General features: G+C 62.5%; 12 protein-coding genes and 1 pseudogene. 8 read left to right on the top strand and 5 right to left on the bottom strand.

Going from position 1 to position 10220, the window contains the following annotated elements; genetic code table 11:
• Both QTH90_RS31345 and QTH90_RS31340 read left to right on the top strand, forming a co-directional pair.
• A pseudogene (locus tag QTH90_RS31345) lies at nucleotides 1-252 on the top strand (hypothetical protein); the annotation flags it as partial.
• A 1007-nt stretch (nucleotides 253-1259) separates the two neighbouring features.
• The gene (locus QTH90_RS31340; RefSeq protein ID WP_286668499.1) at nucleotides 1260-1787 is read left to right on the top strand and encodes a hypothetical protein; all 528 of its coding nucleotides are present in this window, start codon (nucleotides 1260-1262) and stop codon (nucleotides 1785-1787) included.
• A gap of 395 nt (nucleotides 1788-2182) precedes the next feature.
• Here QTH90_RS31340 and QTH90_RS31335 read toward each other — a convergent pair whose 3' ends face one another.
• Both QTH90_RS31335 and QTH90_RS31330 read right to left on the bottom strand, forming a co-directional pair.
• A complete protein-coding gene (locus QTH90_RS31335; protein WP_286668498.1) occupies nucleotides 2183-2443 on the bottom strand; it encodes a hypothetical protein in 261 nt (86 codons plus the stop codon).
• Between the two features lie 17 nt (nucleotides 2444-2460).
• Nucleotides 2461-3474 carry a zinc-dependent alcohol dehydrogenase family protein gene (locus QTH90_RS31330; RefSeq protein WP_286668497.1) on the bottom strand — a complete coding sequence of 338 codons (1014 nt, stop codon included), beginning with the start codon at nucleotides 3472-3474 and terminating at the stop codon, nucleotides 2461-2463.
• 96 nt (nucleotides 3475-3570) lie between these two features.
• On the opposite strand from QTH90_RS31330, the gene QTH90_RS31325 reads away from it, so the two are divergent.
• Nucleotides 3571-4467 (top strand): LysR family transcriptional regulator, encoded by an 897-nt coding sequence (locus tag QTH90_RS31325; protein WP_286668496.1) that lies wholly within the window; start codon nucleotides 3571-3573, stop codon nucleotides 4465-4467.
• Nucleotides 4468-4610: 143 nt separating this feature from the next.
• Here QTH90_RS31325 and QTH90_RS31320 read toward each other — a convergent pair whose 3' ends face one another.
• Nucleotides 4611-5222, bottom strand: a complete 612-nt coding sequence (locus QTH90_RS31320) for a TetR/AcrR family transcriptional regulator (RefSeq protein WP_286668495.1) — start codon at nucleotides 5220-5222, stop codon at nucleotides 4611-4613.
• 76 nt (nucleotides 5223-5298) lie between these two features.
• Between QTH90_RS31320 and QTH90_RS31315 the strand changes: the two genes are divergently transcribed.
• Nucleotides 5299-5841, top strand: a complete 543-nt coding sequence (locus QTH90_RS31315) for a DoxX family protein (protein ID WP_286668494.1) — start codon at nucleotides 5299-5301, stop codon at nucleotides 5839-5841.
• Nucleotides 5842-5999: 158 nt separating this feature from the next.
• Here QTH90_RS31315 and QTH90_RS31310 read toward each other — a convergent pair whose 3' ends face one another.
• Nucleotides 6000-6308 (bottom strand): autotransporter outer membrane beta-barrel domain-containing protein, encoded by a 309-nt coding sequence (locus tag QTH90_RS31310; protein WP_286668493.1) that lies wholly within the window; start codon nucleotides 6306-6308, stop codon nucleotides 6000-6002.
• Between the two features lie 251 nt (nucleotides 6309-6559).
• On the opposite strand from QTH90_RS31310, the gene QTH90_RS31305 reads away from it, so the two are divergent.
• Nucleotides 6560-6784, top strand: a complete 225-nt coding sequence (locus tag QTH90_RS31305) for a hypothetical protein (protein WP_286668492.1) — start codon at nucleotides 6560-6562, stop codon at nucleotides 6782-6784.
• Between the two features lie 118 nt (nucleotides 6785-6902).
• On the opposite strand, the gene QTH90_RS31300 is transcribed toward QTH90_RS31305, so the two are convergent.
• A complete protein-coding gene (locus QTH90_RS31300) occupies nucleotides 6903-7535 on the bottom strand; it encodes a cysteine hydrolase family protein (protein ID WP_286668491.1) in 633 nt (210 codons plus the stop codon).
• Between the two features lie 109 nt (nucleotides 7536-7644).
• Between QTH90_RS31300 and QTH90_RS31295 the strand changes: the two genes are divergently transcribed.
• The 3 genes from QTH90_RS31295 to QTH90_RS31285 all read left to right on the top strand — a co-directional run bounded on the left by QTH90_RS31295 (nucleotide 7645) and on the right by QTH90_RS31285 (nucleotide 10109).
• Nucleotides 7645-8637, top strand: a complete 993-nt coding sequence (locus QTH90_RS31295; protein WP_286668490.1) for a GlxA family transcriptional regulator — start codon at nucleotides 7645-7647, stop codon at nucleotides 8635-8637.
• Between the two features lie 716 nt (nucleotides 8638-9353).
• Nucleotides 9354-9773 carry a hypothetical protein gene (locus tag QTH90_RS31290; RefSeq protein ID WP_286668489.1) on the top strand — a complete coding sequence of 140 codons (420 nt, stop codon included), beginning with the start codon at nucleotides 9354-9356 and terminating at the stop codon, nucleotides 9771-9773.
• A gap of 66 nt (nucleotides 9774-9839) precedes the next feature.
• On the top strand, nucleotides 9840-10109 hold the full coding sequence (locus QTH90_RS31285) for a hypothetical protein (RefSeq protein ID WP_286668488.1): 270 nt from the start codon (nucleotides 9840-9842) through the stop codon (nucleotides 10107-10109).
• The last annotated feature ends 111 nt before the right edge of the window (nucleotides 10110-10220 follow it).

The raw sequence follows: 10220 nt of genomic DNA, 5'->3' as shown, positions 1-10220 counted from the left end.
ACCGGTCTGCAGCCATACCCTCAAACAACAGGAGCGAACGTGGTCTTCCTCGCAATCACCCCCAATGGCCTGAAGGAAGCGTTGCGTCTAGCGGCGGATTCGGGTCCTCCGGTCTCGGATGCCATTTCAGAGCAAGCCTACGGCGCTCAGAAGGCGAAAGGCCTGTCGCGCTTCAGCTATCCGCTGGGAGCGCGCGAGCCGCTCGTCTTGGAGGGGCGCGCTCGATACCATCGACCAGCATCACCCCGGTGAGGTCGTCTGGGTTGAAGCCCCAGCGTCCGCGGACTGACCGTGCCCGGCCGGCCAACAGCCGTCACCGGCCAGTAGCGGTCCTTCGACCAACAGCCCCCGTTTCGCGTGTGCAATCCTTGGCGCTGGCCGGTGACCGACGGCAACCACCGCCTGGCTGCGGCCGTCATTCGTGGCAAGAAGACGATCCTTGCAAACCTCGGTGGCTGCTGCGAATACATGCGGGAACTGTTTGGGCGTACGTCGTCGCCTAAGGCCATGCCTTCGCATGCGCGTCTAGGGCCCATGAGCGCTTTCCTCGCCCTGGGCGAGCAGCCCCAAATTGCCCGGCACCAGGCGCGCGGCAGCGATCGCGCCCGGCCGCGACCTCCGTGCTTTTGAGGTTGAAAGTCGCCCTGCGCCGACCGATCATTGAGGGGCAGGGAGAGATCTCGCCCTTTCGCGGGGGCTGGAGAGGTGCCATGGCCATAGAGACCTACATATCGGGGGTTCCCGCCTTCAAGATTAGGTTTGCTGGCTTTGCCGTGGCGAAAGACTCGCCAAGTTCGGTAGATCTTGTGACCGCCCACCTGGGCGTATTGCGAGATCTGCATGGGGACCTTGTTCGGGCTCTCGCGGAGGCTATCTCCCAAACCCGAGCAGGCGCCAGACCGGCGGCCCGGGCAACAAAGGCGGGCACGCCGGCGGACCCCGGTTCAGCGGCGCCGTTCAGTCCACTTGGGGTCACGCAGGGCCCGGACGCTACATCCGAGCCAGTCCAACTCTCTCACGCACAGAGGGCCGACCAGTTTTGGCGCAGCCTGAAGTACGACGGCGGCAGGGGTCCACTCGAGGCCGTGACTGCAGAGCAAATGCTGCGGACCAGATTCGTCAACACCCTGACCGATGAGCTCAAGGCTTCGTTCGGCCGATTGAAGATCGCACCGGGTAGGGAATTCAGGCTCTCGGTGGACAAAATCCAATAGGGCAGCGCCATTCCGCTCATCCTTGCCGAGCCCCTGGAGGCTCTGATGGATATGGCCCGGGCCGCAGGCCCCGAACTTGCGCTTGCGATCATTGCGACGTGCTCGAAGCGGTCTTTTGAACTCACTTTCGGCGCCGACCCCGGAGAGTGCGGTGTGGAGCTTTCTTCCGAGGCGCATGCCCTGCTGCACGGCCAGCCTAACAAGCCTCCCGTCACCGATAAACTGAAGAGGTCTTGGGTCGACGCCTTCAATGCCGCGCTTGCAACTGTGTGGCTCGTGCCGACGCTTTTGGCGTTCTTCATGCTTTGGCTTTCGTTTGGAACGCTGGCACTGCAGCAGGAGCGCCTTACCAAGCGGGAGGCGGAGGTTGCCGCCCTCCAAGGGACTTTGATTAATGAGGCCAAGGGCCTGGTGGTCACCGCTCACGAGCACTCGCTAGCGCTTGCCAAGGTCAACTTCGAACTCACCAAGCAGCTGCGAGAAAAGGAAATCAAGGATCCCCCAGTCCGCACGGCAGCACCTCCCGCAACTCGATCACGGGTGTCTGCGAGCGCGGCCGCGAAACCTCCCTGATCACGATTGGCCGCTCGTGTGCTAGCTAGCCGGGATTCATAGTGCAGGGGCTTCATGGCGCTTGCCTTGCTGGCGCGCAGCCGCTCCGAGCGAAACAAGGGAGCCCGTCGATAGAGCCGCCACTCGAGATGCATGAACTCCGCCAGGGCGCATCGTGGCCGATTGGCCTAAGCTTCTTCGGCGTTGAGGGCTCTACACAGGTCCGCCTGGGTTCATCCAAATGCGCTATGACCTGGACCTTGATGACCTCAATGGCATCGAGACTCCCTCGAAGGTAAGAGAGTCGATGCTAGCGTGAGCAAGGCGGCAAGCGCCTCCCACATCTGGTGACCTCCCGCAGCCTCGTCCGGAAGCGCTCTAATAGCTGCTGAAGTCGGGCCGGCTCTTTGGCGCGGTCAGGGCGTCAACGATGACAGCACAAGGCCCATGGCGCCAAGGCCCGCGGCGATACCGCTCCAGGTTGCGGCGATCCGATTGCGCCGTGCTGCATCGACAATTTCGGAGTTCAGTTGCAATGCACCGATTGGCCGTGTCGGACGTCCCGTGGACTTGTCGATCTCCGGAAGATTGGTCTGCGATGCCTTGAACCAATACCAAGCGGCGATGCTTGCGGCGACTGCAGCAAATAGATTGATGGCGAGAGTGATGTTCTTCATTTATCGCTGATCCGTGATCAGGCCGAGAGCACGACCTTGCCGAAGTGATCGCCTGAATGCAGGTGGCGAAGTGCATTCGCGGCATCCGTCCAATCGAAAGCGCGGTCGATCAGCGGCCGCAGGCTGCTTGCCGCATAGGCGGCGATCAGCTCCTGCAGCATCCAGCGGGAGCCGACCGGGATGCCCCTTACCGTGGCCTGCCGCCGGAAGATCTCGAGCGGGTTGGTCGCACCGTTGGCGCCGCCCAGGTAGCCGATCACGTTGACCTGCCCGCCCGGGCGGATGGCTTTGAGCGCCTGGCCGAAGCTGCCGGGGCCGCCGACTTCGAGGACGTGATCCACCCCGCGGCCGCCGGTCAGGCGCAACACCTCGGCGGCCCACTCCGGGTGACGTTTGTAGTTGACGGTGCCGGACGCACCGAGCGCCTTGACGCGCTCCAACTTGGCATCACTGCTGGAGGTGGCGATCACGCGCGCGCCGGCCATCAGCGCAAACTGCATCGCGAAGAGGGACACACCGCCCGTGCCTTGGACCAGCACGGTCTCGCCGGCCTTGAGTCGCCCGGCAGTGACCAGCGCATGCCATGCGGTGCTCGCAGCGCAAGGCAGGCTCGCAGCCTCCAAGTCCGACAGCGCGTCAGGCACCACCACGAGGCGGTCTTCCAGCGCGACGAACTGCTCGGTGAGTACGCCGTCCTTCGGGCCGCCCAGTGGCGCGCCCGCATCGGCGAGGCTGAAGGCGCCGTCGTTCCAGCGTTCCCAGAAAGCGACGACGACACGGTCGCCCTGCCGCACGCGGGTGATGCCGGGGCCCGTAGCGATGACTTCGCCCACACAGTCCGAGAGCGGCACGAGCGGCAAGGGGAAGTCGGTGTGGTAGGTACCGAGCACGATCTCGACGTCGCGGTAGTTGAGGCCCATCGCGCGGACGCGCAACAGAACTTCCCGTTCGCCGGGCTCCGGCACCGCGCGCTGCACAGCCTTCAGGCCATCGAAACCGTGCGCCTGGATTGCAAAAGATTTGATCGTCATGTCCTGGTGATTTGCTTGAAAAGAAACGGACTGTGCCGAGGCGCATGAGAGGACGCAAATTCATTATTCTTAGAATCTTCATGCAAAAATGACATCATGATCAATGAGCTGAAGACCTTCGTCCTGCTCGCCGAAACGGGCTCAGTTCAGGCCGTGGCGCGCCGTCTGCCGCTCACGCAGCCGGCAGTCACGCGGCAGTTGCAGCGGCTGGAAAACCTGCTGGACGCGACGCTGCTCGACCGCCGCGCAAAGCCGGCTCGCCTCACGCCCGTCGGGCGGTCGGTGCTTCTCCAGGCGCGCAAGGTGCTCGCGGCCGTGGAGGAACTGAAGCTGCAGGCATCCAGTCATTCGCAACCGCATGGCGCGCTGCGTCTGGGTGTCGTCCACGCACTGGCAGACGCCGCGTTGGCCGACTGCCTACACGGCTTGGGCACGCACTACCCCGAACTCAGCCTGCAACTGTCCAGCGGCTGGACCAGCGAACTGCTGCCGCGTGTGGACAAGGGAGAACTGGACGCTGCCGTGGTGTTCTTTGCGGGCGCCGCAGATGCGCTGGCGCGCTCGCCAGGCGTTGTGCTCGCAGCCGAGGAGATTGTTTTTCTGGCCTCGCGCAAGTTATCGCTTGGCAGCCGGCCGAAGCTCGAGGAACTCAACCGCATCGGCTGGGTTCTCACGCCCGACGGCCTGTGCGGTTCACGGTCCGCCTTGCGTGCAGCCGTCGAGCGCAGCGGCGCGCAACTGCACATCGCGGCCGAAGTGCACGACATCGAATTGCAGGCCTCGCTGGTGGAGCGCGGGCTGGGCATTGGTATGGTGCCGAAGCAACGCGCCGCCGAATTGCGTCGGCCCCAATTGCGCCGCATCAGCATTCCGGATCTTGCGTTGCGCATGGAGATTTCCCTCGTGCGGGCGCCTTATCTGGGGGGGCTGCAGAAGGCAGTGGACTGGCTGGAAGCAAGCTTGGCCGAGCGCTTCAAGGCCCCGCGCAAGTAGCGCCGGCGGCCCCGGCGGGTTGAATGGTCGGCTCCATTGCCCAAAGGGATAGCTTCACTTGGGTGCCCACGCGTTCGCCCAGGGTGCGCGGCACGTCCTTAACGGGAATGCCAAAGGGGGGGAGAACGCATTCGGTCGCATGCTTATCCTTTCACGCGGGATGCCATTCCGTCGAGGAAGACGTCAAGCGCATGCTCCGCAGTGAGCAACTGTGCATCCAAGTCTGTCTGACGAACTCGCAAGGCTCCAATCCCTAGCAGGGTAGAAAGCCCGTGCACCATCGCCCAGCACGCATGCGCCAGCTGTCTCGCGTCATCGCTCCTGATCGCCTTTTCGCGTTGACCCTCGCAGACTAGTTGGTAAAGCAACTCGAACAGTTCTGCACCCGCGCTGGTGAGTTCATGGCTCGCCTGAGGGTCCGAGACGGCGCTAAACATGTGCGCCAGTTGCCGTGGATACATCAGGCCGAATCGCACGTAGGCTAAACCTACCGTTCTCAGCCTCGCTCTGGAATCCGCCGCCGCTGCGTTCTCTGCGCCTCTACTCGAGACGAGCATTTCTTCGAAACCCAATGTGGCCACAGCTTGCAGCAGCGCCCGCTTGTCCTTGAAGTGCCGGTACGCGGCGCTGTGTGAGACGCCGACAGCGTTCGCCATCTCGCGCATGGACAGAGCGTCAAGACTAGCAGTCTCCAGCTGCTCCCGCGCATAAAGCAAGAGGGCTGTCTTCAGGTCGCCGTGGTGATAAGGGGTCAAGGCTGCTTTCCTTCGAAGTTGACGTTGGAAACATTTTCGTGAAACAATGTGTCCATTGTAAACATTGGACAACGCGATGAGTTTTCTTCTACTGATCTGCATGGGCGCAGGGATAGCGTGGGTTGTCTCCAACCTTCTCAAGCGTCGTTTGGACTTTCGGTCATCCCTTAGGTGGGGCATGGGTCTGGGCTTCCTCTTCACAGGTGTGGACCACTTCGTGAACGCTTCGACCCGCTATGTACCCATGATCCCGGATGCATTGGCCGAACACGCTTTCGCATGGGTATATCTGACGGGCGTCGCTGAATTGGCGGGCGGCTTAGCGCTCTTGATTCCCGCCGAGTTTTATCGGCGGCTGGCGTTGCCGAATCTCCAGAAGCAGGCGGGCCTCTGGCTAGCGGTGATGTTGTTCTTTGTTGTGGCCGCGAACATCAATGTCGCTCTCAAAGGACAGACTGTTCAGGGATTGGAGTTTGGCGCATGGTACTTCTGGATTCGCCCGTTGTTTCAGCCGTTCTTCATCATTTGGGCGTTGTACTGCGTTGGCGTTTGGCCGAAGAGGAGGCAGGCAGCCGCAATAAAGCAAAGCACACAATCAGCCAAATCAATCGACGTTTGAATCCACGCTTGAGCAGGCGGCCTCCGTCGGAAGAGCACGGGCTTGCCCAAGTGCCAGATCAAGATCAGTGTCGACTTGGGCGTATCAATGCATCCGTCGGTCGGATCACTAGGAGGTGCTCGAACAAGTTCAACAGCGCCGCATCACGACGGGTTTTTTTAGGGCCGGAATTCAAGAAAGGGCGGCGCCGTGCCCGCCCTACCACGTGTACTTGGCGCCGAGCCGCAGCGTCGCGTGTTGCTGTAATCCTGGCTGCCCCACTGATAGCCCAGGTTGCCCCACCCGGCCCATCCGCGCCCCAGGTCTGCATTGACGCCCAGCTTCACCTCGTAGCGGTTGGTCGGATACAGATTCCCCAGCACCACCTGGTTGAAGGCCTCGGAGTTGTCCACATCGTCGTGCCACCAGTTCAAGGTGAGGTACGGCTGCAGCTTTCGGCCGTCTTCGCGGACCCAGGTGCGGTGCACGCGCACGCCCAGCCGCGAGACCAGCCGCTGCCCTCGCCGCCGTTGATGCGCGTGCCATTGGGCTCGTGGCTGAAGGTCAGTCCCAGAGCAATTTTCCGCGTGCCGGCCTCGACCTGTCGTTGACGGGCCCGGCGGACCTGGTCCGGTCCATGGAGAATTTTCTCTACGACTGGTGGCCGGTACGCACCGAGGCCCGGCTCTAGCCGCGGGACGACACCTGCGAACGGTATTGGCTGCAAAGGACCGGACCAATGATTGAGTTCCTGCTCGGCGCCTCAGCCTTCGTGCTGCTGACGGTCGCAGCGCGCTTGTTCAGCGCACCCTCCTTGCTGTTGCTTGGCGCAGCGATCGGGGCGGTGGCCGTGGTCGACCTCGCACGGATCCTGGCATTGCTGGCAGCATTCGCTGCGCAGGCTTTCGTCAAGGTCGGCCGGCGCTCCTGGGCAGAACACGTTGAACCAGAGGATCGCTCATGACGTCACATCATTGGTTCGCGAACAAGGAGCGGATGGACTGGCGCCTTCTCGCCGATTTCAACGAGAAATCGAAGAGCTACGTGGAGCGGTGCAACGTGCCCTTCTGAGCGAGACAGGCTCACAAAGTCGGTCGCGCGCGCCGGTTCGACATCACCACGTTGTCCTTTTCGATCGCGTTCCCGCCCTTCAGGGCGGCGATCCAGTCGTCGGTGCTCACCACGGCCGCGAAGTTGCTGTGAAACACCACAGAAAAGACGCGATGGATCTCCTCGGCGCTGGCCCGGCCGGCTGCGTTTGCATAGGGCAAGGCGCCGGTGGCATCCGACAGCACCTCCACGTTGAGGCCGCGGTGCATGGCTTCATAAACGGTAGACGCGTTGCAGTTGTGGGTCATGTAGCCGGCCACGCTAATGGTGTTGATGCCGTGGCGGTGCAGCCAGTCGGCGAAGTCGGTGCCTGTAAACACGCTTGGAAAGGTTTTAGTGACCAGATGGTCGTGTGGCCGGCGCGCTACCTCGGCGTGTAGTTCGCCGTTGCGGGTGTTGGCCTGGAACACCGGCGCGCCCTTGGGCGCATGGTGGCGCACCACCACTACCGGCGTACTGGCCGCACGGGCTGCATCCATGGCGCGGGTGATGTTAGGTAGCGACTCCTCGACCGGCGGGTATTCGATGGGCAGGCCGCCGCCGGCGAAGTATTCGTTCTGCGCGTCGATCACTATGAGAGCGCGGCGGGGTACGGATTGGCTCATGATTTCCTCGGACGCCATCTGGCGATGTTGTTGCTAAGGGGGCTGATTGTTGGGCCGCGGACCCTTTGGCAAAAGTGGCCCGCGAGCCATTCACCGATAAGATCGGGCCATGCGGCGTGAAAGCATCACAACAATCGCCGTCGTGGCCTTCGACGGCATTAGTCCCTTCCACCTTTCCGTACCTTGCATGGTCTTTGGCGAGGATCGAACTGAGACCGGTATTCCGCGCTTTCGACTGCTGGTATGCGGCATCGAGCCGGGGCCTCTGCAAACCAATGCCGGGTTCGCATTGATGGTGCCGCACGGCCTGCAAGCGCTGCGTCGTGCGCAAATCGTGATCGTGCCCTCCTGGCGCGACGACGAGGCGCCCGCGCCGCCAACGCTGATCCGCGCTCTGCAGGCGGCGCATCGCCGTGGCGCGCTGGTAGTCGGGCTGTGCCTTGGTGCTTTCGTGCTGGCGCAGGCCGGGCTGCTCGATGGCCGTCCGGCCACCACGCACTGGCATTTGGCTGAAGCCTTTGCCAAGCAGTATCCGAAGGTGGTGCTGCAGCCCGAAGTGCTCTACGTTGACGACGACGACGTGCTCACCTCGGCCGGCACGGCGGCGGGCATCGACTGCTGCTTGCATCTGCTGCGTGTGCGGTACGGGGCCGAAGCGGCCAATCGCGCTGCGCGCCGCATGGTGGTGGCACCGCACCGGCAAGGCGGTCAGGCCCAGTACATCCCGCAGCTAATCCCGGCCGCCGCCGAGCACGACCGGCTCGCGCCGCTGCTCGAGTGGCTGCGTAGGCACTTGCACCGTCCGCATTCTCTGGACGAGCTGGCCGGGCGCGCCCTGATGAGCCGGCGCACCTTTACCCGGCGCTTTCGCGATTCCACGGGTACCACCGTGGGTCAATGGCTGCAGAGCCAACGACTCGCGCTGGCCCAGCGGCTGCTGGAGACGACCAACAAGCCGGTGGAACGTGTGGCTACCGATGCCGGCTTCGGCTCGGCGGTGTCGTTGCGAAATAAGTTCTCCGCCGCTTACAAGATCTCGCCCTCAGCGTACCGGCGGCAGTTCTCGCAGACGACGGCTGCAGGACAAGCGCGTTGGCCTTGATAGGAGGACGAAGCACGCGGCCGGGCTCGAGGCTCAGTGTGAGGCAATGGGCGATTGCAACGTCGGTTGGGAAATCAAGGACGATGTCGCCGCGGGCCGGTACCTTACCCACTGGGGCCGTCTGACGCAGCATCAACGCGAGGCCATACGCACAGGGGCTGGCGATTTTCGTCATTGCCCTGTATGCGATTTGGTACTGGGTGCTTTTACGCCGATAGCTTGACTGCCATCGGCCAAGACCGGACTTCGTTGCTGGTCTACCACCAAGCGGACATCGGTGTGTGCACGCTGACTTCTTGCTAGACCAGAATCGGTCTGTGTCCGACCCAAAGCTCCGGTTGAGCTCCCCTGCAAAAGTCCCAATGAGCCGCTTTGGCCTAGCGCAATCCGCCCTCTAATGCATCGGTGTGGCGGCGTGCGCAATGTTGGCCATGCAGGCCGGCGGAGACAAGAATGGGGCGTTCATCCTTCTTCAGCTTCCAATTGCTATTCAGGGTGGTCTTCTCCAAGCCGTTGGACTGGGGTGGCTCATCGAAGGACTGTCGTGGGGTGCCGCCTACCTGCTCCTCGGCGTACCGACGTTGGTATTGCTCTACTTTACGGGCAGATTTCTTGGCGAACGCCTAGCCTCCTGGCTGGCCTGATGAGCCGGATGCGGCCACAAGCCGACACTCAAAGCTCCGAGTCAGCTAGCGTCGACAACGCCAGGAAGAACGATGAAGACACCCGCAGAAGTCCTCGATTGGCTCACAAGCAAGGTAGAGGGAACGCCTTGGTCGAGCGTGCGCGAACCGCGGAAGGTCACGCACGAGTGGAGGCGCCAGACCGGAGGTAGGACCATGGCCGCCGGCCTGACGGCATCCATCGCGCCCTCGCCAATGTTCTCGCTCTCGGTGGACGCAGCGGACGTAGAAGACGAGTACGTTGCCGGCGCCAAGAACGGCGTTTTCACGGTCCTGATGTCGCAGAGCTTCACTCCGGTGCTTGCATGCCAGATTGACCTCACAGCCCTGCAGGTACATCCAATCGATTCTTCCTACGCTGCGTTCTACATGGCTGCGAAGGAGGCGACGGAGAGACTTCTTGGGGTCGTCCCCGGCTTCGAGCACAACATCGCCTGGGGACAATGGTCCTAGAAGACACCCCGGCGCAACAGGCAAGATTCGGCCACGAGCGGACCTTCCGACCCGCCTTCTAAATCTATGGGACTACGCCAGCATTTTCGATTTGACAGCACCTCGCAAGAGGCGGTGCTTGAGGTGCTCCGAGGATTCTCAGAGGTCGCCAAGGTCGATGAGCGCGGCGGATTTGTCGTCTTTAACCAGTTCGATGGCGCCGAGTTTTCATTCGACTGTGAGCTGGTGGAAGATGGCATCGTCTCCGAGCGTGCGGGCGAGTACTTCGCGTTTCTCGGGATGTTCCTCGAGTCGCTCACAGGCGCGTTCGGCCCGGTCACGGTTGAAGACGTCTGACGGCCAAGACCGGTCTTCCCGTCGTCCGTCCAAACCAGGCCACGTCATGCGAAAGCCAAGGAAAGTATGAGCGAGTTGATTCATCTGCAGCCTGCCGTGAGTGTGCTGGCG

Origin of the sequence: Variovorax flavidus, from assembly GCF_030317145.1 — a bacterium.
GTDB classification, from domain to species: Bacteria; Pseudomonadota; Gammaproteobacteria; order Burkholderiales; family Burkholderiaceae_C; genus Variovorax; species Variovorax flavidus.
This window is presented reverse-complemented; position numbering and strand designations above follow the sequence as displayed.

Bases quoted from the DNA above. Each gene is read 5' to 3' on its own strand.
- QTH90_RS31305 (WP_286668492.1), top strand. From the start codon at position 6,560: ATGATTGAGTTCCTGCTCGGCGCCTCAGCCTTCGTGCTGCTGACGGTC.
- QTH90_RS31300 (WP_286668491.1), bottom strand. From the start codon at position 7,535: ATGAGCCAATCCGTACCCCGCCGCGCTCTCATAGTGATCGACGCGCAG.
- QTH90_RS31325 (WP_286668496.1), top strand. From the start codon at position 3,571: ATGATCAATGAGCTGAAGACCTTCGTCCTGCTCGCCGAAACGGGCTCA.
- QTH90_RS31315 (WP_286668494.1), top strand. From the start codon at position 5,299: ATGAGTTTTCTTCTACTGATCTGCATGGGCGCAGGGATAGCGTGGGTT.
- QTH90_RS31285 (WP_286668488.1), top strand. From the start codon at position 9,840: ATGGGACTACGCCAGCATTTTCGATTTGACAGCACCTCGCAAGAGGCG.
- QTH90_RS31290 (WP_286668489.1), top strand. From the start codon at position 9,354: ATGAAGACACCCGCAGAAGTCCTCGATTGGCTCACAAGCAAGGTAGAG.
- QTH90_RS31330 (WP_286668497.1), bottom strand. From the start codon at position 3,474: ATGACGATCAAATCTTTTGCAATCCAGGCGCACGGTTTCGATGGCCTG.
- QTH90_RS31335 (WP_286668498.1), bottom strand. From the start codon at position 2,443: ATGAAGAACATCACTCTCGCCATCAATCTATTTGCTGCAGTCGCCGCA.
- QTH90_RS31340 (WP_286668499.1), top strand. From the start codon at position 1,260: ATGGATATGGCCCGGGCCGCAGGCCCCGAACTTGCGCTTGCGATCATT.
- QTH90_RS31295 (WP_286668490.1), top strand. From the start codon at position 7,645: ATGCGGCGTGAAAGCATCACAACAATCGCCGTCGTGGCCTTCGACGGC.